Genomic DNA, 22,451 nt, shown 5'->3' with positions numbered 1-22,451 from the left:
TCTCTATGTTTTACTGCAGCCCTACCATACCTTCTCGCAGTGTCAACTGAATGTATTGGAAAGGGATATTACTTGGATGGCGCTTCCCATAATCGTTTTATGATAGATTGTTCATCAAGTGTAATTTCATAAATATCAGGATTCGTTAAAGTTTTCCATTCGTCAAAGCCAATAGTATGATCAAAGTGCTTTAAAATTAATGTGAGTAAGTTGCCGTGTGTAACGAGTAATGTTGTGTCATGCTCTAGTTTTAAAACTTCCTGAATAAGTGAGATGGCACGGTCTGTTGCTTGTTTTGTTGACTCTCCGCCTGAAAAGGCAATATCTATGTTTGTAAAAGTAGATTCTAGTTTTTGCATCCAGTCATCCATCGGAACGTTGCTTAATATACGTTCAGCTAATCGTTCATCCTCTTCGATAGATAGGTTAGCTTTGGGCGCATAGTGCCGAATGGAATCGATAGCTCGGACAAATGGGCTCGAAATAATATGATCTATTTGTAGCTGATTTTCTAAGAGGAATGTAGCAAGGGTGTTAGCTTGATCTTTTCCGGCAAACGTTAATTCGGCATCACGTTTTTGTCCAGTTGCGGAACAATGTCGTATTACAATAATTTTCTTCATAATTCATCCCTATCTTTCAAGTTGACGATATATACTTCGACAAATGTGGAAAAAATTCCTTTTTCTTGGAAAGGGCATAGTGATCTAAGGATGTGGAAAAGTAATGTGGATAAATGAAAATTTGAGGTGCAATTATGAAAAAAATGATATGCATTGTATTCAGTATTTGTTTTCTCATACAATTGTCCACAACATATGCACAATCCAATCAAGAATTAGAATACCCGAGTAATCAAAATAAGTCGTTTGTGAATGAAGATCTATTTTATGAACAGTTAGATAAGAAGGTCTATAAGGAATACAAAAATGCGGCGTATAGTGTTCGTAAAAAAATCTTATTTAAAGAAGTACAAGATGCAGAATTTGTCTTCCGAAAAAAAACAGCTGTCGGCTGTCGCAGTAGAGTGGTGCTTCAAGATTCGTTTATTCATCCTGATCGCCAAGTATACTTTTTCGCTTCCTTTTCTCAAAATGAAGTAGAGGAGTTGCATAAATATATCGTTATAGATGCAGAAACAAAGAGGGAGCTGCAAGGAGGGAAAAGTTATCATCATTGCGATAATCCACATAAAAAATAAACCACCAAAATTGGTGGTTTATTTTTACTCTGAAGCACTCACTAATTTCTCTTTCATTTTGCGAATAAGAACGAAAGCACCAATCGCGAAGAGAAGAGTAATTCCTTCTGCTACAAAGATGTTAATCATTTTTGTTTGGTAAAGTGCTGCGAAAAAGTCTACAAGTGCGTGGAATAGTATAGCGTATACGAGGAAGATGTATTTCTTTTGTTTTACTGCGTATACGACAAGCATTGTAAAAGCAATTTGCAGAACGAGTGCCATAATTCTTTCTAAGCTACCGAGTAAGTATAAGTAGGCAGGTTGCTCTATTAACAAGTCCTTGATATGGCTCAGTTGTGGGTATTGTTCAACCATTTGAGCGAAGCTACCATTGTTAATAGATGTTGCAAAGGTAAGAGTTTGAAGCCCAGCGAATCCACCGACTAAAATCGATTCAATACCGCCGTGTCCAATTCCGTACGCAAGACCGTCTTTATAATCTCGATATTTTTTCAGTAAGTAGTAAAAGGCAACGAAACGACCTAGTTCTTCAAAAATACCAGCAGTTAGTCCGCCGAAAATCGAAAAGATAAATGGGCTCTTTAAAAACTCAGCTGTTGTGGGATTACCACGCATGAATAATTGGAATGGTGTTTCGAGAATTTGGGTAAACCCGATAAAGATAAGGATACCAACGCCAACTATTTTCCAATTAATATTATATTTCTTACGGAAATAAACGAGTACAATAATTGGGACCAGAACCGAAACAACGAGTTGAATTATGATACTGGCAATTACAGTATTTGAAACCATACTTTCACCGCTTTCTAATGTATGTACATATATATTATGCATGAAATGTAGGGGAATGTGGAGAGATGAATCTTTCAAAAACAAAATGAAATTTTTATTGACTTTAACGTTACGTCATACTTTATCGTATGTATTAAGGGGGAGATACGCATGACAATGAGGATAAAAGAAGTAGCTAATTTAGTTGGAATTAGTGTGCGCACACTGCATCATTACGATGAAATTGGGTTGTTAACCCCAGATGAGACGACAGAGTCTGGATATCGTCTGTATTCCAATGAAAATTTAGAAACGTTGCAGCAAATTTTATTTTTTAAAGAGCTTGGCTTCCCTTTAAAGAAGATTAAGGAGATTATCATGAGTCCTTCATTCGACCGTGAAGAGGCATTACAGCTTCATAAGAAAATGCTTCTTGAAAAGCGAGCTAGGTTGGATAAAGTGATAGCGACGATTGATAAAACAATTAAGCATACAAAAGGAGACATTGAGATGACAAATAAAGAGAAATTTGAAGGGTTTGATTTTAGCCATAACCCGTACGAAGAAGAAGCACGTGAACGATGGGGAGATGAGGCTGTAGATAAAGCGAATAAAACAGCGAAGGGGATGTCTAAAGAGAAACAGGAGGAGTTTAATAATATTTACAGAAATCTAGCAACACTTCGAAATGGAGCACCTGATTCTAAAGAGGCGCAATCCGCAATCGGGGTATGGTACGATTACTTGCAAAACTTCGGTGAATATTCATTAGATGCATTTAAGGGACTCGGTCAAATGTATGTCGCTGATGAGCGCTTTACGAAAAATATTGATAAGTTCGGCGGGGGATTAGCTCAGTTTATGTGTGATGCGATGGAGGTTTATGCGAATCGTAAGAAATAGTAAAAAGGTGGAGGTTTTCTCCACCTTTTACTTTTTAATCATATCATTCAAAGTTTGATCCCCTGTATTGTTCAAATGAGGATTTTTACTCATTTCACGTTTTAGCATATCAAGACTTTGTTCATATTCTTTATCGTTTAAGCTACCAGATTGAAGACCTTGAATTTGAGAAATCAACTTTTGGTTTGTTGATACATATGCTTTATAATAGCGAGGGACGATGGACAAAGCTGTTTTATATACTTGATCTGTTACGAGTTTCGGATCCGTTGTGTTTGCACGGTATACAACGAACACTTCATCGTCGGTAACGAGTGTAGCGGCATTGGTGACATCAGGAAGTTTGACTGTCATGCTCGTAATCATTTCGGCGACTTTCTCACGGTTAATAGCGCCTACTTGTTTGTTAGATACTTCATGCTTCTGTTTAGAAGAATAACCGACTCTCGTTAACCTTGTATTTGTGTTTTCCGTATGATACATGTCGTTTTTGTTGGAAACAAGAACACGACTTCCTTCTTCACGCTCCATTTCAGCTTTATTAGTTGATTGGCAGCCTGCAAATAAGGAAAGAGTGAGAAGAGAGAGTATAATTTGCTTTTTCACGATGTATCACCTCCTTCTCCATAGCATGCACTAATTTTCAATTTTTTGTATTTGAAATTGTTGGTTGTTATGCTTTGTGATACGATAAAAAGAAGAATGCTTAGAGAGGAAGTTCATAATGGAGCAAAAGCAAGAGATTCATACTACGGTGAGCGTTAATAATGTTCAGTACGAAGTAATTAAAAACTTTCGTGATGGTTTTAGTGAAGAAGCACTTAAAGAGCGCTATGCAGAAATTTTAAATAAATATGATTATATCGTTGGAGACTGGGGTTATGAGCAACTTAGATTGCGTGGATTCTTTGATGATAGTAATCAACGTTCGACATATGATACGAAAATTAGTACTTTATCAGAGTATTTATACGAGTACTGTAACTTCGGTTGTGCACACTTCGTATTACGAAAAGTGAAGAAATGAAAAAATCCTCTTACGATTGTAAGAGGATTTTTTCATAGCAGTTGTACCAATTATGAGGAGGCTGTTTACTTTTGAAATAAACAGCACCTCGGCAAATATAATTATTTTTTTCATATAGGCTTAATGAGACGGGATTACCTGTAAAACAATCTAGGCGTATTCCAGTGTAGGTGTTTTGTGTTGCTTCGTTTTCCCAAAAGGATAATAGTACTTTGCTATATCCTTTGCCTTGCGCGAGCGGATGGATAACGAAAGAGTGGACGATAAGAAAGTGTCCGTCTGTTTCTGACCAGTCAATTAGTTTGTATTCTGGAGACTCTGCTTCGTTTAAGACAACAGCGCCGACAAGTACTTGGTCTTGGAATAGACAATATAATTCGTCTTGTTCTAAATGATAGGAAATGTGTTCTCGCGTCGGATAAGAATCATCCCATTGATAAATTTTGTTCTGTAAGAGTAATTCTTTGCATGCTGTATACATTACATCTAAGTCGTTCAATAAATCAATCGTACCTTTTCTCACCGTTAACATGGGAGTCCTCCTTACAAACAAATTGAAATGTAATCACCTTCAGAAAGCATTTTGTTTGGTTTCATTTGTTGTCCATTTAGTTGGATAGCTCCATTTTTAATTTTATCCACAATGATAGTACGGCTCCAATCTGAAATATATGTGGATAACACTTTATCAATTCGGTGGGAACCAAAAACGATGTCTAATACGATTGTTATTTCGGCTATACCACTTTCTTTGTATTGTGTAATGGAAATGGTAGTACTTGTTTCAGTTTGTTCTTGCTGAGTCATGTCGACAGTTTCGACGTGATCAGTAAATGATTTATAAATATGAAGTTTTTGATTCCACGTATGATCTTTCGGACATTTATAAATTGCAAATCGGTATATATTCTTTCCGTTTGCATTATGCCTGCGAATGTTCGTATCAGTAAAAAGGGTAGTACGTCTGCAATTTTTACAATATTTTTCGATTGTGGATAACTCATTTTCATATAAACTCCAAGAAAGTTGTACTTTCTGCATTTTCCTTCACCTCTTATATTAGTGGCAAAAGAACGTAATACAGCTATTTGGATGTCTTGTAGTATGAAGACATAAGAAGTAGACAAAAATAAAAAGAGGTTCCCCCAAGAGGAACCTCCGTAAACATCATACTACAGATGCGTTACGTTCCTTTGTAATGGGAATGGGCAGACTACTCCCTTGAAAAAGCACGGTGCTTTTTTGAGAGTAATGCTATCCAATTGCTGGTCCATTACAAAGTAAATGTTGGCATACGCAGATAACGTCCTTTCTATCCAAATAGATTTGTTCATAAGTATAACACATAAGATTGAAAATTCAAAATATAAATTGTGAAAAAACACCAGCTAACATAGCTGGTGCACTAGATAAATTATATAAGTTCAAATAAAAATGAGCGTAATTCTTCTGCATTTTCTTCAGACATCGAAAATGCATGCTCTAAGTAGCCTTGTTCGTTTAAATCGTCAGGACCGATGATAGCAAATTTGTTGCTCTGCATATCAAGGACTATCGTTTTACCGTAATGACGATCGGAGTATAAAAGCGCTAAATCATGACGCTCATTTTCCCCCAAAAAGCTAACGAAACGAGTTTTTGTAGCGACTGTATCGTCGTACAGAAAGAAACGTTCTTCCATACACATGGCTCCTTTATTAAATATCTAAGTTTAAGTGTGGTTTATGATCTAAATGGTGATGCGTTTTAATGAATCGTACCGTTCTTGTTTTGTAACGCATAACGATAGAATATGTTTCAGCTAAATCTCCGCCAAGGAATTTCACGCCGTCTAATAATTCACCAGCAGATACACCTGTTGCTGAGAAGATTGCGTCATCACCAGCTACTAAGTCATCTAACATAAGAAGTTGACGAGGATCTTCTAATCCCATTTCACGACAACGAGCTTCTTCTTCTTCGTTCATTGGAACTAAGCGAGCTTGCATTTCACCTTCAAGGCATTTTAATGCTGCTGCAGAAATAACGCCTTCTGGAGCTCCGCCTACACCTACGAATAAGTCGATACCCGTTCCAGGTAAAGCTGTAGCGATTGATGCACCAACATCTCCATCACCAAATAGTTTTACGCGTGCACCTTTTGCACGAACACGGTCAATAATATCTTGATGACGTTCACGTTCTTGGATGATAACCGTTAGGTCACGAATTTTTTTATTGTTTGCTTCTGCTACAATTTCAATTGTTTTTTCAATTGGATCATCTAAGCTAATTTTACCAGCTGCTTTTGGACCAACCGCGATTTTTTCCATGTACATATCCGGAGCATGAAGAAGGTTTCCTTTATCTGCGATTGCGATAACTGCCATTGCATTTGCAAGGCCTTTCGCAACGATGTTTGTACCTTCTAATGGGTCAACAGCGATATCTACTTCTGGACCGTTACCTGTTCCTAGTTCTTCACCAATATACAACATCGGTGCTTCATCAAGTTCTCCTTCACCGATTACAACTGTACCTGCCATGTTTACTGAATCGAACATATCACGCATAGCTGTAGTTGCTGCATCATCTGCTTCATTTTTCTTTCCGCGGCCCATCCACTGTGCGGATGCTAAGGCTGCTGCTTCTGTTACACGGACAATTTCTAGTGCGAGTTCACGTTCCAAGGTTGCATTCCTCCAATTTCAAAAATCATACAAATATAACTATAACAAATAACGAGGAAAAGGTGAATTCGAAAAATTGTCGATTTTTTCAGAAGAAAGCGTTACAATTAAAATGTAAATGCTTTAATTTCCAGGTAGGTGACATTCATGTACTTCGTAGACAGAAAAAAAATAGAACAAATGCTAGTATGTTTAGAACAAGCAACAAATACATTTCAAGAGAAAAAGACATATGAAACCGAGTTTGAATTTTACGCATTAGAGCGCATGGCGCATCTTATTATCGATTGTATATTAGATGTAGGGAATGCGATGATTGATGGATTTATTATGCGCGATCCAGGAAGTTACGAAGATATTATTGATATTTTAATGGACGAGAGAGTTATAAGTGGAGAAGAGGGAGCGCATATTAAAGAAATTATTCTTCTTCGAAAAATGCTTACGCAAGATTATATTCAAATGAATCATGATGAATTATATAAGACGATTCAAAAAAATATCGCAGTGGTAGAGAAATACCCAGCGAATATTCGTAGTTATTTAGAAAAGGAATTAGGACCTGTATCTGCATTTGTACCAGAATAATTATGCTTATAAGATCCCCGGAGATTCCTTTGGGGATCTTATATTGTATATGAGAGAGAAAAGGGAGAAGGGTGAAATATGGGGGAAGCACGTACTACGAAAGAAGAGATTGTACAATTATTGAAGGTAAAGGGTGAGCATACTGTAGCAGATTTAGCTGAAGCTTTAGAGATTACTGAGATGGCGATTCGAAGGCATTTAAGTAAACTAGAAAATGATGAGCTAATCTATTCAAAGATGGTAAGACAGCATGTCGGACGACCAACATATTTGTATGGATTAAGTCAAAAGGGAGAAGATACATTCCCGAAAGAATATAAGCAATTTGCTATTGATATGCTAGAAGATTTAGCTCGAATGGGCGATGAAAAAATGCTGCGTCACGTCTTGCAAGCGAGAACGAAACGAATGGAAGAACAGTTGCAAAAGAGGATAAGTAATCAAAGCAATTTAGCGTATAAAGTTCAAGAAGTAGCTGCTATGCAAGAGAGAAACGGTTATATGGTTCAAATAAAGCGAGATGGGGAGCATTCTTTCATATTTGAAAAGCAAAACTGTCCGTTAAAGGAAATTGCAGAGAGATTCCCGCAAGTGTGTGAAGATGAAAAAGATATGTATAAGCGGTTATTTGCAGATGCAAATGTGAAGACGTTAGCAAACATGTGCGTGGGCGATTGTAATTGTTCGTACCAAATAAAAGAGAAAAAATGAACGTTATGGGACGCTTTAGGGTAAAGCGTTTTTTTCTTTTGAAAAAGGGGTTAATATAAGAGTGGTATGATAGATATGAACGTTAGCATAGAAGGAGAGGCAAACAGATGTATAAAGGCTATTTAATTGACTTAGACGGTACGATGTATCGCGGTGAAGAACAAATTGAAGAAGCAAGTGACTTCGTAAAAGCATTAGGAGAACGCGGTATTCCATATTTATTCGTTACAAATAACTCAACTCGTAAACCAGAACAAGTTGCAGAAAAACTTGTTCGTTTCGATATTCCAGCGAAAGCGGAGCAAGTATTCACAACGAGCATGGCTACAGCGAACTTTATTTATGAGCGCAAACAAGATGCAACTGTATATATGATTGGTGAAGAAGGCTTACACGCTGCTCTTGTGGAAAAAGGATTTGAACTTGTGGATGAAAATCCTGATTTCGTCATTGTTGGTTTAGATCGCGATATCACATATGAAAAATTAGCAAAAGCATGTCTTGCTGTGCGTAACGGTGCAACGTTTATTTCAACAAATGGGGATATCGCAATTCCGACCGAGCGCGGATTATTACCGGGTAACGGTTCATTAACATCAGTTGTAGCAGTATCAACAGGTGTGGATCCAATCTTTATTGGAAAACCAGAATCAATCATTATGGAACAAGCGTTAAAAGTGCTTGGCGTAGGAAAAGAAGAAGCTTTAATGGTTGGGGATAACTACGATACAGATATTTTAGCGGGGATAAATGCTGGTATGCATACCCTTATTGTCCACACTGGAGTAACAACTGTGGACAAGTTAACAGAATATGAAGTACAACCGACGCAAGTTGTGCATAACTTGACGGAGTGGATTGAGAAGATGTAATGAAAGGCAGGTAACCGGAAGAGGTTGCCTGTTTTTTTATGCACAATTGCATATGTACTATAGGGATTTAAAATGTAAAATTTATATGTAATGATGTGAAGGGGGAAAATAAGAGTGTACTGGATGTCATGTATTATGTTTATTTTTACATTATGTGTTTTATTCTTTGTTCTATGGAAGATATATAAAATAAATGAAATGAAAAAAAGCGCGGGAAAGCTTATTGCAGCATATCCTCGGGTGAAACGACGTTGGATTGCCTTACTTGGACCAGCGTACTTTATCGGACAATGTATGTATATATATGCTCAATACGTAAGTGGTGATATTGGTACATTTGAACAGTTTCTCATTCAGTCAGGTAGTTATGCTGTAGCAAGTTGTTTTATGACTTTAATAGCTATCCATCTTATTAAAAGTGTACAAATATATGAAAAAGGTGTAATAGACGGATTGAACTTTTATTCATACGAAGAATTAAAAGGCTATAAAACATCAACATGGGAAAATCCAAAAGAAAATATATTTTTATATCGCGGGCGAGAAAAAATGAATGACAATGTAAATTTACTTATTAGACAGGAAGATATGAATGAATTAGAAAGCATTCTTCAAAGATATATTCCGAAATTGATGATGAAATAAAAAACTCCGGTTGTTATAACCGGAGTTTTTTATTAAAATACGCGATTCACAACTTCTTTTACTTCTTCAAGATATTGTTTACGCACACTGTCATCCACAGAAGGAACACTTGTATAGAATGTATGCTCAAGTGTTTCAATGCCCGTAAATTCAAAAATACCAGCATCAGTTGTTTTTTTCATTGCATCAAACATCCCGCCTGCTGTGTATACTTCTTTCGAATTTCCCATCGTAGATAATAACAATCCTTTTTTACTGCTTAATAACTTTTCAATACCATTCTCACCGTAAGCATAAGCGAAGCCGTGGCTAAATACACGGTCAACGTATCCTTTTAAAATAGCAGGAAGACCCGCCCACCAAACTGGGTAAATGAATGTAATACTATCAGCCCAAGAGATATGCTTTTGTTCTTCTTTAATATCTTCTGGTGTGTTTCCTTGGGAAAATGAGATGAAATCGGAAGCACCTAATACTGGATTGAAGTTTAATTCGTATAAATCACGAACGCGTACTTCATGACCTTTTCCTTCTAATTCACTTTTTACAGTTTCTAAAATTGCATGGTTGAAGCTTTCTGTATTCGGGTGTGCATAAACGATCACATGTTTCATTGTTCTTCCTCCTAATTGTGGATATGTGAATAGTTTTTATATATCCGTGTAACTATTATGGTTACTTCCGTTGCGAGAGTCAACTTTTCTGACGTGAGAAATAAAGTGAAATTTTAATCGGTGGGGGGTGTCCATCCCGCACTGATTATTTGCTCACACTAATCGGGCACTTACTGCCGGTTAATATAAATGTTAGTATGTGACAAAAAAATACAAAATAGTAGGGATTTTGCATTTTCGAATAGAATATATAGATTGGTAAATAGAGAGAAAAGGGGATATCGGGATGAATATTATTGAAATTGGAGGGTTAGAAAAATCGTTTGATATTGGGGATAGTAAAGTAAAAATCTTAAAAGATATTAATGTTCAAATTCAAAAAGGTGACTTTGTTTGTATTATGGGGGCAAGTGGATCGGGTAAAACGACTTTACTTCAGCTGTTAGGTGGATTAGATATTCCATCGGTAGGTAGTATTCGAGTTGATGGTACGGAGATTTCAACATTAAAAGAAAAAGAGCTCGCTTTATTTAGAAGGCATAAAATCGGTTTTATTTTTCAGCAGTTTAATTTAATTCCAGTGTTTAATGCGGAGGAAAATGTAGGGTTGCCTTTACTATTAGATAATGTTTCGCAAAAGAAGGCAACGGTGACAGCAAATCGTTTATTAGAGCTCGTTGGATTGAAAGGAAAAGAAAAGCATTTACCAGCACAGTTATCAGGTGGGCAACAGCAAAGGGTTGCGATAGCAAGGGCTTTTGCAAATGAGCCAGCTATTATATTAGCTGATGAGCCAACAGGAGCATTGGATTCAGAAAATAGCAAAAATATAATCGCGGTACTTCGTAATGCATGTGATGAATTAGGGCAAACAGCTGTCGTTGTAACGCACGATCCGTTCGTAGCGGCCCATGCTGATAAAGTTGTTGTCTTATTAGATGGTGAAGTAATTCATGAGCATGCTGAAAGTAAAGGATGGAAATTTCGAAACATCCCGCAACAAGTTACTCAAATTCAAGAGATTATGAATCGTCACTTTAAAGTAGGAGGTAAAGGTGATGCGCTGGGTAATTAAGTATGCGTTGAAATCAATGCAACAAAATTGGTTGCGAAATATGTTGATTGCCCTTGGTGCAGCTTTAGGTGTTATGTTAGCGACGATGTTATTACTAGGCAATCAATCAGTAGAGCAAAGTGTGAAGGAACAAGTAGTGAGTCGGTATGGAGATTATCATTTACAATTTGGCTATATAAAAAATGATATATATTTAAATAATGAAAGTTTAAAAGGAATAGATAGCCTAGAAAATGCTGAAAAAATATCAAAAGCACTTATACCGTATCCTTTTCCACATTATAAAGAGTTATCGGGAAAGCCATCTTATTGGGGTGTTGAGCAAGATTCTCCAGAAATGCATTCTTATAAAATATTAGAAGGACGATATCCGAAAGAAGGTGCTGAAGTAGCACTGACAAAAGGGTATACAGATCGTGAAAATATACGTGTAGGAGATACGATTAAACTGCCATTCCCGCAGCATGGCGAAAAGGCTGTGAAAGTTGTCGGTATTTTAAATCCACCGTTAATGGCGTCAATGGGGCATAGTGCTTATTTTCCAATCCATTGGCTTCAAAAAGAATTAAATTTACCAAATCAATTCAATCTCGTTCAAGTGAAAGTACAAGATGTAAATGTGAAAAAAGCGATTGCTTTTGATGTACATAAAAAGATTGAAAATATAAAGGTGGACCAACGTACTTATGTAGATAAGGCATTTGAACGACTAAATGTAATGAAGCCATTAATTTTTAGTTTAGGTGGTATTGCCTTATTTGTTGTAGCCCTTTTAATAATGGGAAGTTTCTTCTTATCTGTCAGAAGTCGATTTAAGCAATGGGCACTATTACGTGCACTTGGTAGTAATCCAAATCAAATTATATTAGTCGTTTTATTAGAGGCTTTATGTATTGGGGCAATCGGATCGCTAGCAGGAGTTATGCTTGGAGCAGGTACGCAAACAATTGCAGCATCATTCATTAATAAATGGGTGAATATTGAGGGGGCAGGGAAAGAATCATTCTCAATTTCAGGTGAGATTTTACTCATTACGTTTTTACTAGGGATTGTTATGTCTGTCATAGGGGCAATTATACCTGCCTTCATGGTTAGAAAGATTCCACCAGTTCAAGCACTTCGGCCAGGACTTCCTAGTAATGAGAAAAAAGAAAAAAGATGGAGTGCTTTTAGTTGTAGCATTTTAATCATTGGTACTGTTATTGGACTAGCAGGTAACGTATTAGAGGAGTATATCGGTTTTAATCCAAGTGCGATAGGAGCGCTGTTATTTGCAGTTGGTTTGTTATTTGCGATTCCGTTATTTATTCGTATGATAGCGCCAGTTATTGCGAAACCTTTGCAAATGGTATTTCGAATTGAAACGACGATTAGTAGCCGTAATGTAATTCGTTATCGGAATAAGGCAGCGGTGTCAGTTGCTATATTAGCATTTGGTTTTATGTTAGCACTTGTTGGAACAATGTATGTAAACTCCATGTATGAAGGCACGAAGAAAGGATTACAAAAGCATTTACCAGCTGATTTAGTAATACGTGTACCGATGGAATCGCAAGGAATTGAAACTTTACCATTTAGTTGGATGGAGAAGGTTAGAAAAGTTGACGGTGTAGAAGCGAGTGTAGGGAATGCTACTGATTTCACAGCAAAACTTGTAAATTATGATTTTAAAAAAGCCAATCAAGAATGGTATGAATATGTGAAAAAAAATAATCTTAACTATGATTCAATGGAAGTTATAGGTAATGATATTGTAGCGTATCAGAAAGTAACAAAGGCAAAAGTGATTTCAGGACAAAATTTAAATAAGCCATTACAAGACGGTGAGGGAGTTGTTACGAAGGAAACGGCTAAAAAATTAGGGCTTCAGTTGCATGATACGTTTGAAGTACAAGGGAAGGGAAAAGAAAAACAAACGATTAAAGTCGTTTCGATTATTGAGCAAGGATTAAGGTTAAGAGGATCAGATGTTTTTGTAAATGAACAATGGGCCCGTGATAAGTTTCACGTGCAAGGATATGAAGCGATTCAAATTATGACAAATTCTAATCAATCATTTGAAGCAATTAAGAAGCAAGTAAAACAAATTACAAATAATAAAGAGAACGTAGAAGTTATTAATAGCCATGATTTATTAAAAGAACAGGAGCAGTTATTATCGCAAATGATGATGTTAATTCGCTTGTTAGTTGTAATTGTTTTCATTATTTCTGGTATAGGGTTAATGAATGCGATTGTCTCAAGTTTACATGAAAGACGTGCTGAAATTAGTATGATTCGTGCGGTAGGAGCTATTCCGAAGCAAATGAGACGGATTGTTTTATTAGAGGGCACTTTACTTGGAGCGATAGCTGGTTGTATTGGCATTTTTGGCGGGATTTTATTTAGTTATATTGTGTTATCAAGTTTAGAATTAACGGTTATTATCATTCCGTATAATCAAGTTTTCATATTAGCTCTAGCTAGTCTAGTGCTCGGAGGAGGAGCGGCAATGATTGCTTCATTACAATTAAGAAAGTTCAAATTAAGTGATACTTTAAAGGAATTATCAGCATAAAAGATTACTATACCCCGCTCATACAAAGTACAAAGAAGACGAATAAAATGATAACAATACCAATGCCAAAGTTAAATACAAGAGTACTATCCATATATGTAACCTCCTTGTTTGAAAGTAAAAAGCACTCTGGCTGGAGTGCTTTTTATTATCCGAATCTGTCGCAACGAACGCTGCAACATATAGAAAGGGAATAATACGTTTAAGAGTTATATTAATTTATGCATTAATTTTGTAAATGAGCAGGTCCTGCTCAGGTATAGAAAAAAAAGACACTCTTTCGAGTGTCTTTCATGATGACAAAATGTGTCAATTGCTTGAGGTCGATAAGACGCTAATTTCCGTTTTAACGTCTTTTCTTTAATCAAGAAGTGTAGCAACAGCGATTCAAATAAATTTTAGCATTTTTTAAAGGGGTGTGCGTATGTAACTATGCATATTACGATTAGAGGAGAATCAAGTATGGAAAATGAATGAGTAAATACATATAGATTAGTAGAGTATTTGATAAGGAGCGAGATGAATGGATATACATAAGTTAACAGAAGAAGAAGCGAAAGAAATAAATACGTGGAAGTATGAAAATCCCTATACGTTATATAGCTTTTCGGGAGATGCTGAAGTAATAGAAGAGTTGCTAGATGGGACGTATTACGGTTGTTGCGGAGAGAAGGGAGAATTCATCGGCTATTTTTGTTTTGGAGAAAATGCACAAGTTCCGGGCGGAAGAGATGCCAATTTATATGAAGGTGAAGATGTAGTAGATATAGGACTTGGAATGAAGCCCGAGTTAACAGGGAACGGGATGGGGGAATTATTTTTTCAAGCGGGAATAGCATTTGCTACTGAGGAATTGAATTCGAAAATGTTTCGACTGAGTGTAGCGACATTCAATAAGAGAGCGATTAGGCTATATAAAAACATTGGATTTCAAGTAGGACCTCTTTTTTTGAGCCGTGGAAGAGAGTTTATGCTTATGGAATATGAAAGGCCGTCAGTATGAAACTGACGGCCTAGATACGTTACTCTGAATGCTCAGCACGGTGCGCTAAACGGCTTGAAGCAGCGGCAGCGATTCCGCCAACGATATCATCAAGGAATGTGTGCACCTTTCCAGTTGATTTATCATTTAAGTATTCTAAAATACCTGGTTTTAATTTATCGATATATCCAAAGTTCGTGAAGCCAATTGACCCGTATACGTTAACGATTGAAAGTGCGATAACTTCATCAATTCCATATAGTCCTTCGTCACGCTTTACGATATCTTGTAACGGCGCGCTTAACATTCCTTTTTCAGCAAGGACATCAAGTTCAATCCCTGTAATAAGTGCGTTTTGTACTTCTCGTTTTGATAGTACACGCTCAACGTTATAGCGACATTCTGACATCTCTAAATTTGAATGGTATTTCTTTTGAAGAAAATGAACAAGTTCAGCAATATCGTCAATTGTTACACCGCGTTCTTGTAATAGTTGTAATGCTCTTTCTTGTAGTTGATTTGAGTCTTTCATGTTTATCACCTTTTTTTCTTTTTAGTATTTGTATACGTTTCGTTGCTTTATCATGTGCATAGGAATGAAAGGCGAGCACAAGCTCATATATATAAAGAAAAACCATAGGTGGCGACTGCGATGATTCAGCATATTTATGAGCATTATCACATGCATGTTAAAGAATTAATCCCCCTTGGCCCCTATAAAAGCTTTTGGATTCGCAACAAAGTTTATGTACTTGTTCCAATTGGAGAAATGGAGGAAGAAGTACTTGTAGAGATGAAAAAGCTCAGTGATTATATGAACCAGCAAGGGGATATAACCGTTTCGACTTTCGTTCCGACTATACACGGCTACTATGTAAGTGAGATAGAAGAAAAAAATTATTGCTTATTAAAAGGTATGCGTATGTTAGAACGACATGCTACATCATTAGGAAGTGAGCTTTCTATATTTCATAAACGTGGTGCATTCTTTCCGGAAGAAGTTGAGCAATTAAGCCGCATTGGTGAATGGAAAGCATTATGGGAAAAAAGGCTCGACCAATTAGAAAGGTTTTGGCAATCGCAAGTGATGAACCATCCTTCAGACGTATTCGATCAATTGTTTATTGAATCCTTCCCGTATTACTTAGGAGTTGCAGAAAATGCAATTCAATATGTTGTCGATACAGAAATGGACGATACACCACAAATAACTGACGCAGCAACAATTTGCCAAGAACGATTTACACCTCTATTATGGCATGAAACGAAGCGTTTAAAACTTCCTTTTGATTGGGTATATGATCACCCAAGTAGGGATATAGCAGAATGTATTCGCTATATGATGATAGAAAAGAAGAAAGATTGGGAGCAGACGGTAGTCCAATTCATTACAGATTATGAACGTAATTATTCGCTCTCTTCATTTGGTTGGCGCTTATTATTCGCAAGGCTTCTGTTCCCGCTTCACTACTTTGAAACGGTTGAACGATATTATCAAACAGGAAACGAAGAACAAAAAGGCATATATAGAGCTCGTTTAGAAATCATTTTACATGATGTGAAGCGCACTGAGCAATTTATGAATCATTTTTACGAGTCATTTCGTTTACCAGTTGATAAGTTAGGCATTAGGAAATTAGATTGGCTATCTTAAAAGTATAAAAAAGAGACCAAGTGAGGTCTTTTTTTTATGCTACAACCGATACCCATGTCTATCTTTATATAATAAGAAGCTATGCTCCTACTTTTTGATCTGTACATATAGTTAAAATAATGTGGTGTCTTTCAATTTTTTCATTTACCTTTTTTAATAATTCTTGTTGTATTTCTTTAAATAAAAATTGATAGCTCGTATTCCATGTCGGTATAACGGGTGAAAGACTTAATAAATATTCTTTTTTCTGTTCTAATTCTTGAATTGTTACAAAAGTACTCCCTATTTTTGGCATACGTCTTCCCCCTACGTTTTTCGCTTTATATGTGTGAACGATTCACTATATATTAATTATCGCATTTTTTGAGAAGGATTTCCAATTTTGTTTTATGATGTTAATAGTGTAGGGGAGTATGTCTTGTTTGCGTACAAAAAAAGAGACCAAATTTGGTCTCTTTTCTTAGAAGTAGCTTTGAACGAGCCGCTTCTGCTTTTAGATATTATCCAGCTCTGGTGGCTAGCTCTTCGTGTCTAAGAACCTTCCGCATAAGAAGGCAAAAAGAGCCTTCTATGCGAAAGAACCTTAGCCAGTCAGAGCTGAACGAGCCACCGCAGCTTTTAAATAATGTCTAGCTCCAGCGGCTAGAACAGTCGGCCATTTCGCGCCTTCCTGTGAGGCAAAAAGCGCCTCTTCGTCAGGAGCTCCAATGACCTTCTGTTCTGAACGAGCCGCTTCCGCTTTTAGATTAAAATACTTGTTCTACTTCAATAACGCCTGGTACTTCTTCAAGTAGTGCGCGTTCGATACCAGCTTTTAGTGTGATTGTAGAACTTGGGCAGCTTCCGCATGCACCCATAAGGCGTAATTTTACGATACCTTCTTCAATGTCTACTAATTCAACGTCTCCGCCATCGCGAAGTAAGAATGGACGTAATTTATCTAATACTTCTAATACTTGTTCTTGCATATGTGGGTTTTCCATTTTTATCGACTCCTTTCATCAGTTTTATTATAATCAAGATAGAGGGGAAAATCTATTTTTTCTCTTCTTGTTTTATTGTCAAAATATTATATCGTGTGTACAACGTGTTTTTTCAGTATAGGGGTATGGAATAAGTTTGTAAAATGATGTGCTTATGAAATAAGACATCTGAATATACTGTTGAAACAAGAAGCGGGGGAGAAGAAATGGTTAATGTGCAAGTGTATGGGACGAAAGTAATTTGTGCGAGCTGCGTTGGAATGCCATCTTCAACAGAAACGTTTGAGTGGTTACAAGCGGCGATTGGTCGTAAATATGAAGGACAAGAAAATAAATTTAAGTTTGAGTATATTGATTTTCAAGAAGAACAAGAAGATGAAGATAAAAAAGTATTCGCAGAGCGAGTAGTGGAGGAAGATCTATTTTATCCAGTCGTTCTTGTAAATGGTGAAATCGTTGGAGAAGGAAATCCACGTTTGAAGGATGTTTATGAAGAAATCGAGAAATATTTATAAAGCATGAAGCCTTTGCGAATTTGCGAAGGCTTTTTTTATTGGAGGGATATATGTGGAGAATGGAATAAAGCAGGCTCTACCAGAAGAAGTAAAAAGGTTAATGGAGCAGTACACAGTAGAATTAAAAGAAATTTTTTTGGACGAAAAAATAGTCGGGGTATACATTTACGGATCGATCGCGCTAGGAGCATTTCATATAGAAACGAGCGATGTTGATTTTGTTACGGTAATAAGTGATTTCGTGAACGAAGCTGAAAAAAAGCAAATTATAGAATTGCATAAAAAGCTTAGTAAAAGTACGTTAGGTAAAAGAATGGATGGTATGTATATTCCGCTTGCTGACTTAGGGAAATACAATCATGAAATGAATGAGTACGTGTATTGTGCAGAGGGGAAAGCGGATAGTGGTTATTGGGACATTAATGCGGTCACATGGTGGACATTGAAAAATCAAGGCATTAAAATTATCGGGAAAGAAGCGGAAGACCTTCCGTTTCAAATAAAATGGGACGATGTAGTAAATACAATGAAATATAACGTAGAACATTACTGGAGTGAAAAAGCGAAGCGTCCCTATTTGTTTTTCATAGAAGAATGGGTAGAATCAACTGTCGTTACGATGGGACGTATTTTATATACGTTAGATCATAAAACAATCGTTTCAAAAGATAGAGGGTTGCAATATATGTTGGAACTTTACTCTCATAAGTGGGAGCCTTTATTAAGAGAAGTAGAGCGAATGCGGCATAATCCAAAGGAAAAGCGAAAGATCTCTAGTTGGAGACGGGCTGATATGACGAAGAGGTATTTGCTTAGTGTGATTGAGGAGTGTAGGCGAAAGTGGTAGGTGAATAGTAAAAGCATCCTTTGTATGAAGGGTGCTTTTACTATTTTTAGATAATGAAAAAGTACTTTACAAGAAATGAGAAGTAGAAAGGTAATCCGGAATATGGATAGTTTCATGTGAAACATTATGTAATAACTGGTTCTGTTTCATATGTATAGGCTCTATTCTCGTTCGTAGAATGTAATCAAATTATGAAGTAAATGTGCCTTCTGCAATTGAATTGCTTCCGTTTCTTATCGGAGAGATGATGGTATTGTCCCTAGGAGAAGGCAGAATTTATGGTGTTAATATTCAAACGGGTAAAGTGATTTGGAACCATACTACTTTACATGATATTGCAAAGGTTCTGTTATATAAAGATGGAGAAATTTATATTGCTACTTCAAATTTAGAATTAATAATACTTGATGCTGAATGTGGCGAAGTAAAAGGTATTATTAAACTCCCTAAAAATGTAGTTGAAATGGATTTTATTGTATCAATTGAGGAAGTTAATGATAGATTATTCATTAGTTGTGTAAGTGGAAATATGTTTGAAATAGTAGAAAGCTAATTTGTGAAGTCTCTTAAGTCGAGATTTTAGGTTTGGTCATATTACAGGAGTAATTTATATAATAGGAGAAGGGTGTGTCAAAATGATTTTGAGACATCCTTTTTTGCGAATATACAAGATGTTTAACATAGTGTATTAAATATCTTATATATAAGTATTCTAATATATTTAATAGTAAAATGGAATATATAATGGGTAATTGTCGGAATGTATTCGATTTTTGTTCATTTTTATGAAATACAACTATTTTTTGTTAGATTCCTTTTTTTATTTCTTTACAATAAAAATTATATAGAAATAAGAGAAGGATGATGTACGTGAAGGACACTGTTTTACAAGAAACAATTGCTACGCAAGATTTACATAAAGTTGTTAAAAAGAATACAGCTTATTATGACTTTAAATGGGGAAAAGTAGAAAATAAAGCGCAAGGGAATACATGGAATTGGGTAGCCTTTTTCTTCCCAACTTTTTGGTTAGCTTATCGTAAAATGTATAAATTATTTATTATATTTGCGTTATTGGCTATACCTAGTATAGTTGTACCCCCTTTTATAGATATTCCAGATGGGATTTATTTAACATTTAGTTTAGTTCTTCAATTAGGAATGATGATATTTACTGGATGGCAAGGAAACCGTTTATATTATAAGCACGCTGTTCGTATTTTACATAAGGCAGAAGATATGCCTGATCATGAGAAGGTGTATTACTTACAATCAAAGGGTGGCGCTAGTGTTGCTGGTATGATTGGTTTACAAGTTATAGTGGGGATAGTGTTTGGCGGGGCTATGTTCGGACTCTCCCTTTTACCAACTGAACCAAATATAAAAAATGTTGTTCGTTCAAGTGATGAAGGATTTACTTTAGAGGTTATGACTGATAATCCAACTTGGAAGTTTGTAAAGAAAGAAAAGGATTATGACGTAGTAGAGTTTACTGGTTATGATTATGTAGAGAAGAAAAACGTGAAAATAAAATTTGCTATTTATTTCAGTGAGGATTATTTTGAATGGCAAGAAGTATATGAAAACAATAAGAAGTTAATTGAAGAAGAAGCAGAAGAGTATCAAATTTACATTGAAGAAAATAGTTGGGGTTTTTAGAGAGAACTCGTTTATTTGGAAAAGAAGAATCTTGTGAAGGTTCTTCTTTTTGTTTATTGGGGAAGACATAAAAAACGGCATACTAATTAAAATTTTGTAAAATACAATAAAAAATGAGAATTTGAGGTAGGCTTGTCAATAACGTGAGACTATGGCAGTATAAAGAAATGCTATACAAATTTTATTTATCGACATGTAAAAATTCGATTTGATTTTTACGTATAAATAATGAACGGAGGAAATGAATTTATGGCTACTTTACCAAATTGTCCAAAATGTAATTCAGAATATACGTATGAGGATGGCGCTCTTTTCGTATGTCCAGAATGTGCCCATGAGTGGGGTCAAGAAGCGGAAGCTGAAAATAATGATGGTGCAAAAGTTGTCAAAGATGCGAACGGAAACGTTCTTCAAGATGGCGATGCTGTTACTGTAATTAAAGATTTAAAAGTAAAAGGAACTTCTTCAGTTGTAAAGATTGGTACGAAAGTAAAGAGTATCCGTCTAGTTGAGGGAGATCACGATATTGATTGTAAAATCGATGGTTTCGGAGCTATGAAGTTAAAATCACAGTTCGTTAAGAAAGCGTAAGATTAGCAAAGAAAAAAGACGCTCTGTAAGTAACTTGCAGAGCGTCTTTTTTATGATTGTGCTTCAACCTCTTTCAACTGACACCGCTTATTAAAGAACGTTTTATACCCAAGCTGTAAGAAGATAATAACAGAGAAAGCTGTACTTCCAGAAATGCCAAGTATAATCGCAATTTGATATTGAATAGCTGTAAATGGTGATACACCGGATAAAATTTGTCCTGTCATCATGCCGGGAAGACTTATAATCCCCATTCCGACCATAGAATTAATTGTTGGTAAAATAGCAGAATCGAAAGCATCGCGTATAAGCGGGGCGGCTACTTGTTTTGGAGTTGCGCCAAGCATAAGTGCCCCTTCAATATGGTCTCTTTGTGATTTCATACTGTTTAAAAAGGTGTTTGCCCCGAGGCAAATACCTGTCATAGCATTACCGATTAGCATACCGGCAATAGGAACGATATACTGCGGAGCATACCAAGGATCGTGCCCGATAATGACAAAGATAAATAGTAGAAGAGGGCCGATTGATCCAGCAATCATGGAAATGGCAGCAACTCTTTTTAATTCTTTTGACATAGGAAGGTTTATTCGTTTATAAATGTTGAAAATTGCAAAGGTAGTAATAGAAGTAATGAGAGCTATTGTATAAAACGGATTACTATTTTCAAATATGTATGTAAGAACATATGCGACTAGTACGAGCTGAATTGTCATACGTAATGTAGCAATTGTAATTTGTTTCTCACGCGGTATTCCTTTTAATTTCACAAGCCCGATTAAAATAAGGATGAAAATATATGCAGCTGCAAGTTGCCAAATTTGTAGTTCAATAACGCCCTTCAATTGATAGCACTTCCTTTCTAGTTGCACCGTTTGTTTTACTAATTTCAATAATATCGTCTGCGATTTCTTCTGGAAGTTGTTGCGAGTGCGTGATGAAGATAACTGTTTTTTTCTTTTCTCTTGCCAGTAGAGTGAATTGTTTCATAACGCGGCGTTCTGTGTCACCATCTAGTGCCGAAGTTGGTTCGTCTAATAAATAGACGGGCGGATCCATTAGTATAATACGAGCGAAAGCAAGTCTTTGTTTTTCACCGCCTGATAAAGAAGAGGCGCTATCTTCTAATTTTTTATCTAGGCTAACAGTTGTTAATGCGCCTTGCAGGGCATCGTCATTTGGAAATGGCTTTTCAGAAAGGCGCAGTCCCATTAATAAATTATCTTTAATTGTTCCATCAAAAATAGGCGGAGTTTGTCCAAGCATGACAACTTCACGTCGTAATTGAATGGGAGGATAATCTAAAATGGATTTTCCGTTATATTCAATTGTGCCAGATGTAGGTGATTGTAAATCATTTAACATACGAAGTAATGTGCTTTTTCCACTACCACTTTCACCGATAATACAAGTTATTTTTTCTTGTTGAATCTGTAAATAAGGAATGTGTAGAATGTTTTTATATTTGATGTCTTTTAATATAAACATAAATTGCTCCTTTCTGATTCTAGTTATATCGTATCAAAAAGAGAGAAAAATAGAAAAATAAAGTCTCTTTAGAAGGAACATCTTTTTTCTTTG

28 protein-coding genes and 2 pseudogenes are annotated in these 22,451 nt (G+C 36.1%); 16 read left to right on the top strand and 14 right to left on the bottom strand.

What is annotated here, in order from left to right; translation table 11 throughout:
• Positions 1-68: 68 nt before the first annotated feature.
• Entirely contained in the window at positions 69-623 is a 555-nt protein-coding gene (locus tag JFT89_RS16100; RefSeq protein ID WP_201040354.1) for a histidine phosphatase family protein, read from the bottom strand.
• Positions 624-757: 134 nt separating this feature from the next.
• Here JFT89_RS16100 and JFT89_RS16095 point away from each other — a divergent pair, with 134 nt between their 5' ends.
• Entirely contained in the window at positions 758-1,201 is a 444-nt protein-coding gene (locus JFT89_RS16095) for a hypothetical protein (RefSeq protein WP_201040353.1), read from the top strand.
• 24 nt (positions 1,202-1,225) lie between these two features.
• On the opposite strand, the gene JFT89_RS16090 is transcribed toward JFT89_RS16095, so the two are convergent.
• The gene (locus tag JFT89_RS16090) at positions 1,226-2,041 is read right to left on the bottom strand and encodes a YhfC family intramembrane metalloprotease (RefSeq protein ID WP_201040352.1); all 816 of its coding nucleotides are present in this window, start codon (positions 2,039-2,041) and stop codon (positions 1,226-1,228) included.
• Between the two features lie 108 nt (positions 2,042-2,149).
• Between JFT89_RS16090 and JFT89_RS16085 the strand changes: the two genes are divergently transcribed.
• Entirely contained in the window at positions 2,150-2,881 is a 732-nt protein-coding gene (locus JFT89_RS16085) for a MerR family transcriptional regulator (protein WP_201040351.1), read from the top strand.
• A 27-nt stretch (positions 2,882-2,908) separates the two neighbouring features.
• On the opposite strand, the gene JFT89_RS16080 is transcribed toward JFT89_RS16085, so the two are convergent.
• Positions 2,909-3,487: a YhcN/YlaJ family sporulation lipoprotein gene (locus tag JFT89_RS16080; RefSeq protein ID WP_002068062.1), complete on the bottom strand. Its 579-nt coding sequence runs from the start codon at positions 3,485-3,487 to the stop codon at positions 2,909-2,911.
• 118 nt (positions 3,488-3,605) lie between these two features.
• Between JFT89_RS16080 and JFT89_RS16075 the strand changes: the two genes are divergently transcribed.
• The gene (locus JFT89_RS16075; protein WP_002015914.1) at positions 3,606-3,908 is read left to right on the top strand and encodes a YutD family protein; all 303 of its coding nucleotides are present in this window, start codon (positions 3,606-3,608) and stop codon (positions 3,906-3,908) included.
• A 10-nt stretch (positions 3,909-3,918) separates the two neighbouring features.
• Here the strand turns inward: JFT89_RS16075 and JFT89_RS16070 are convergent, their stop codons facing one another.
• From JFT89_RS16070 to glpX, 4 genes are all read right to left on the bottom strand, one after another.
• Positions 3,919-4,440, bottom strand: coding sequence for a GNAT family N-acetyltransferase (locus JFT89_RS16070; protein ID WP_201040350.1), 522 nt, complete (start codon positions 4,438-4,440; stop codon positions 3,919-3,921).
• Positions 4,441-4,451: 11 nt separating this feature from the next.
• Positions 4,452-4,949 (bottom strand): cytoplasmic protein, encoded by a 498-nt coding sequence (locus JFT89_RS16065; protein WP_201040349.1) that lies wholly within the window; start codon positions 4,947-4,949, stop codon positions 4,452-4,454.
• A 373-nt stretch (positions 4,950-5,322) separates the two neighbouring features.
• Positions 5,323-5,589, bottom strand: a complete 267-nt coding sequence (locus tag JFT89_RS16060) for a DUF3055 domain-containing protein (RefSeq protein WP_002034592.1) — start codon at positions 5,587-5,589, stop codon at positions 5,323-5,325.
• A gap of 16 nt (positions 5,590-5,605) precedes the next feature.
• Complete coding sequence (gene glpX / locus JFT89_RS16055) at positions 5,606-6,577, bottom strand: class II fructose-bisphosphatase (RefSeq protein WP_002068074.1); 972 nt, start codon at positions 6,575-6,577, stop codon at positions 5,606-5,608.
• 147 nt (positions 6,578-6,724) lie between these two features.
• Here glpX and JFT89_RS16050 point away from each other — a divergent pair, with 147 nt between their 5' ends.
• The 4 genes from JFT89_RS16050 (at position 6,725) to JFT89_RS16035 (ending at position 9,393) form a co-directional block, all read left to right on the top strand.
• Positions 6,725-7,165 carry a DUF86 domain-containing protein gene (locus tag JFT89_RS16050; protein ID WP_002068076.1) on the top strand — a complete coding sequence of 147 codons (441 nt, stop codon included), beginning with the start codon at positions 6,725-6,727 and terminating at the stop codon, positions 7,163-7,165.
• Positions 7,166-7,243: 78 nt separating this feature from the next.
• A complete protein-coding gene (locus tag JFT89_RS16045; RefSeq protein ID WP_002068078.1) occupies positions 7,244-7,876 on the top strand; it encodes a helix-turn-helix transcriptional regulator in 633 nt (210 codons plus the stop codon).
• A gap of 107 nt (positions 7,877-7,983) precedes the next feature.
• Positions 7,984-8,748: a TIGR01457 family HAD-type hydrolase gene (locus JFT89_RS16040; protein WP_016096609.1), complete on the top strand. Its 765-nt coding sequence runs from the start codon at positions 7,984-7,986 to the stop codon at positions 8,746-8,748.
• Positions 8,749-8,862: 114 nt separating this feature from the next.
• Positions 8,863-9,393 (top strand): hypothetical protein, encoded by a 531-nt coding sequence (locus JFT89_RS16035; protein ID WP_016096610.1) that lies wholly within the window; start codon positions 8,863-8,865, stop codon positions 9,391-9,393.
• A gap of 32 nt (positions 9,394-9,425) precedes the next feature.
• Here the strand turns inward: JFT89_RS16035 and JFT89_RS16030 are convergent, their stop codons facing one another.
• The gene (locus JFT89_RS16030; protein WP_033707274.1) at positions 9,426-10,007 is read right to left on the bottom strand and encodes an NAD(P)H-dependent oxidoreductase; all 582 of its coding nucleotides are present in this window, start codon (positions 10,005-10,007) and stop codon (positions 9,426-9,428) included.
• A gap of 286 nt (positions 10,008-10,293) precedes the next feature.
• On the opposite strand from JFT89_RS16030, the gene JFT89_RS16025 reads away from it, so the two are divergent.
• The 3 genes from JFT89_RS16025 (at position 10,294) to JFT89_RS16015 (ending at position 14,642) form a co-directional block, all read left to right on the top strand.
• Positions 10,294-11,082, top strand: a complete 789-nt coding sequence (locus JFT89_RS16025; RefSeq protein WP_002068086.1) for an ABC transporter ATP-binding protein — start codon at positions 10,294-10,296, stop codon at positions 11,080-11,082.
• Complete coding sequence (locus tag JFT89_RS16020; RefSeq protein WP_033707275.1) at positions 11,066-13,639, top strand: FtsX-like permease family protein; 2,574 nt, start codon at positions 11,066-11,068, stop codon at positions 13,637-13,639. The genes JFT89_RS16025 and JFT89_RS16020 overlap by 17 nt, the downstream gene beginning before the upstream one ends.
• Before the next feature lie 523 nt (positions 13,640-14,162).
• A complete protein-coding gene (locus tag JFT89_RS16015) occupies positions 14,163-14,642 on the top strand; it encodes a GNAT family N-acetyltransferase (RefSeq protein ID WP_002068092.1) in 480 nt (159 codons plus the stop codon).
• Between the two features lie 19 nt (positions 14,643-14,661).
• Here JFT89_RS16015 and JFT89_RS16010 read toward each other — a convergent pair whose 3' ends face one another.
• The gene (locus JFT89_RS16010) at positions 14,662-15,153 is read right to left on the bottom strand and encodes a phosphatidylglycerophosphatase A family protein (protein WP_002068093.1); all 492 of its coding nucleotides are present in this window, start codon (positions 15,151-15,153) and stop codon (positions 14,662-14,664) included.
• A 120-nt stretch (positions 15,154-15,273) separates the two neighbouring features.
• On the opposite strand from JFT89_RS16010, the gene yutH reads away from it, so the two are divergent.
• Complete coding sequence (gene yutH / locus JFT89_RS16005; protein WP_016096615.1) at positions 15,274-16,275, top strand: spore coat putative kinase YutH; 1,002 nt, start codon at positions 15,274-15,276, stop codon at positions 16,273-16,275.
• A 79-nt stretch (positions 16,276-16,354) separates the two neighbouring features.
• Here the strand turns inward: yutH and JFT89_RS16000 are convergent, their stop codons facing one another.
• Together JFT89_RS16000 and JFT89_RS15995 are read right to left on the bottom strand one after the other, a co-directional pair.
• Entirely contained in the window at positions 16,355-16,570 is a 216-nt protein-coding gene (locus tag JFT89_RS16000) for a hypothetical protein (protein WP_002068096.1), read from the bottom strand.
• A 451-nt stretch (positions 16,571-17,021) separates the two neighbouring features.
• Positions 17,022-17,258, bottom strand: a complete 237-nt coding sequence (locus JFT89_RS15995) for a NifU family protein (RefSeq protein ID WP_000431159.1) — start codon at positions 17,256-17,258, stop codon at positions 17,022-17,024.
• Positions 17,259-17,464: 206 nt separating this feature from the next.
• Between JFT89_RS15995 and JFT89_RS15990 the strand changes: the two genes are divergently transcribed.
• Together JFT89_RS15990 and JFT89_RS15985 are read left to right on the top strand one after the other, a co-directional pair.
• Positions 17,465-17,773 carry a YuzD family protein gene (locus tag JFT89_RS15990; protein WP_002068102.1) on the top strand — a complete coding sequence of 103 codons (309 nt, stop codon included), beginning with the start codon at positions 17,465-17,467 and terminating at the stop codon, positions 17,771-17,773.
• 52 nt (positions 17,774-17,825) lie between these two features.
• Positions 17,826-18,620 (top strand): nucleotidyltransferase domain-containing protein, encoded by a 795-nt coding sequence (locus JFT89_RS15985; RefSeq protein ID WP_002069367.1) that lies wholly within the window; start codon positions 17,826-17,828, stop codon positions 18,618-18,620.
• An 81-nt stretch (positions 18,621-18,701) separates the two neighbouring features.
• Here the strand turns inward: JFT89_RS15985 and JFT89_RS30905 are convergent.
• Positions 18,702-18,809 (bottom strand): annotated as a pseudogene (locus JFT89_RS30905) (DUF4304 domain-containing protein); the annotation flags it as partial.
• A 1-nt stretch (position 18,810) separates the two neighbouring features.
• Between JFT89_RS30905 and JFT89_RS15980 the strand changes: the two are divergent.
• The 3 genes and pseudogenes from JFT89_RS15980 to phnA all read left to right on the top strand — a co-directional run.
• Positions 18,811-19,173, top strand: a pseudogene (locus JFT89_RS15980) (outer membrane protein assembly factor BamB family protein); the annotation flags it as partial.
• Between the two features lie 311 nt (positions 19,174-19,484).
• A complete protein-coding gene (locus JFT89_RS15975; protein ID WP_002067886.1) occupies positions 19,485-20,279 on the top strand; it encodes a DUF2628 domain-containing protein in 795 nt (264 codons plus the stop codon).
• A 249-nt stretch (positions 20,280-20,528) separates the two neighbouring features.
• Positions 20,529-20,870: an alkylphosphonate utilization operon protein PhnA gene (gene phnA / locus JFT89_RS15970; RefSeq protein WP_002112620.1), complete on the top strand. Its 342-nt coding sequence runs from the start codon at positions 20,529-20,531 to the stop codon at positions 20,868-20,870.
• Between the two features lie 50 nt (positions 20,871-20,920).
• On the opposite strand, the gene JFT89_RS15965 is transcribed toward phnA, so the two are convergent.
• A complete protein-coding gene (locus tag JFT89_RS15965) occupies positions 20,921-21,715 on the bottom strand; it encodes an ABC transporter permease (protein ID WP_016096621.1) in 795 nt (264 codons plus the stop codon).
• On the bottom strand, positions 21,699-22,358 hold the full coding sequence (locus JFT89_RS15960; RefSeq protein WP_002067894.1) for an ABC transporter ATP-binding protein: 660 nt from the start codon (positions 22,356-22,358) through the stop codon (positions 21,699-21,701). The genes JFT89_RS15965 and JFT89_RS15960 overlap by 17 nt, the downstream gene beginning before the upstream one ends.
• Positions 22,359-22,451: the final 93 nt, after the last annotated feature.

Source organism: Bacillus sp. TH25 (genome assembly GCF_016650935.1).
GTDB lineage: Bacteria > Bacillota > Bacilli > Bacillales > Bacillaceae_G > Bacillus_A > Bacillus_A mycoides.
This window is presented reverse-complemented; position numbering and strand designations above follow the sequence as displayed.

What these genes read in the sequence shown, in the direction of transcription:
- JFT89_RS16100 (WP_201040354.1), bottom strand. Translation starts at nt 623, where the DNA reads ATGAAGAAAATTATTGTAATACGACATTGTTCCGCAACTGGACAAAAA.
- JFT89_RS16095 (WP_201040353.1), top strand. Translation starts at nt 758, where the DNA reads ATGAAAAAAATGATATGCATTGTATTCAGTATTTGTTTTCTCATACAA.
- JFT89_RS16090 (WP_201040352.1), bottom strand. Translation starts at nt 2,041, where the DNA reads ATGCATAATATATATGTACATACATTAGAAAGCGGTGAAAGTATGGTT.
- JFT89_RS16085 (WP_201040351.1), top strand. Translation starts at nt 2,150, where the DNA reads ATGACAATGAGGATAAAAGAAGTAGCTAATTTAGTTGGAATTAGTGTG.
- JFT89_RS16075 (WP_002015914.1), top strand. Translation starts at nt 3,606, where the DNA reads ATGGAGCAAAAGCAAGAGATTCATACTACGGTGAGCGTTAATAATGTT.
- JFT89_RS16070 (WP_201040350.1), bottom strand. Translation starts at nt 4,440, where the DNA reads ATGTTAACGGTGAGAAAAGGTACGATTGATTTATTGAACGACTTAGAT.
- JFT89_RS16065 (WP_201040349.1), bottom strand. Translation starts at nt 4,949, where the DNA reads ATGCAGAAAGTACAACTTTCTTGGAGTTTATATGAAAATGAGTTATCC.
- JFT89_RS16060 (WP_002034592.1), bottom strand. Translation starts at nt 5,589, where the DNA reads ATGGAAGAACGTTTCTTTCTGTACGACGATACAGTCGCTACAAAAACT.
- JFT89_RS16050 (WP_002068076.1), top strand. Translation starts at nt 6,725, where the DNA reads ATGTACTTCGTAGACAGAAAAAAAATAGAACAAATGCTAGTATGTTTA.
- JFT89_RS16045 (WP_002068078.1), top strand. Translation starts at nt 7,244, where the DNA reads ATGGGGGAAGCACGTACTACGAAAGAAGAGATTGTACAATTATTGAAG.
- JFT89_RS16040 (WP_016096609.1), top strand. Translation starts at nt 7,984, where the DNA reads ATGTATAAAGGCTATTTAATTGACTTAGACGGTACGATGTATCGCGGT.
- JFT89_RS16030 (WP_033707274.1), bottom strand. Translation starts at nt 10,007, where the DNA reads ATGAAACATGTGATCGTTTATGCACACCCGAATACAGAAAGCTTCAAC.
- JFT89_RS16025 (WP_002068086.1), top strand. Translation starts at nt 10,294, where the DNA reads ATGAATATTATTGAAATTGGAGGGTTAGAAAAATCGTTTGATATTGGG.
- JFT89_RS16020 (WP_033707275.1), top strand. Translation starts at nt 11,066, where the DNA reads ATGCGCTGGGTAATTAAGTATGCGTTGAAATCAATGCAACAAAATTGG.
- JFT89_RS16015 (WP_002068092.1), top strand. Translation starts at nt 14,163, where the DNA reads ATGGATATACATAAGTTAACAGAAGAAGAAGCGAAAGAAATAAATACG.
- JFT89_RS16010 (WP_002068093.1), bottom strand. Translation starts at nt 15,153, where the DNA reads ATGAAAGACTCAAATCAACTACAAGAAAGAGCATTACAACTATTACAA.
- yutH (WP_016096615.1), top strand. Translation starts at nt 15,274, where the DNA reads ATGATTCAGCATATTTATGAGCATTATCACATGCATGTTAAAGAATTA.
- JFT89_RS16000 (WP_002068096.1), bottom strand. Translation starts at nt 16,570, where the DNA reads ATGCCAAAAATAGGGAGTACTTTTGTAACAATTCAAGAATTAGAACAG.
- JFT89_RS15995 (WP_000431159.1), bottom strand. Translation starts at nt 17,258, where the DNA reads ATGGAAAACCCACATATGCAAGAACAAGTATTAGAAGTATTAGATAAA.
- JFT89_RS15990 (WP_002068102.1), top strand. Translation starts at nt 17,465, where the DNA reads ATGGTTAATGTGCAAGTGTATGGGACGAAAGTAATTTGTGCGAGCTGC.
- JFT89_RS15975 (WP_002067886.1), top strand. Translation starts at nt 19,485, where the DNA reads ATGTACGTGAAGGACACTGTTTTACAAGAAACAATTGCTACGCAAGAT.
- phnA (WP_002112620.1), top strand. Translation starts at nt 20,529, where the DNA reads ATGGCTACTTTACCAAATTGTCCAAAATGTAATTCAGAATATACGTAT.
- JFT89_RS15960 (WP_002067894.1), bottom strand. Translation starts at nt 22,358, where the DNA reads ATGTTTATATTAAAAGACATCAAATATAAAAACATTCTACACATTCCT.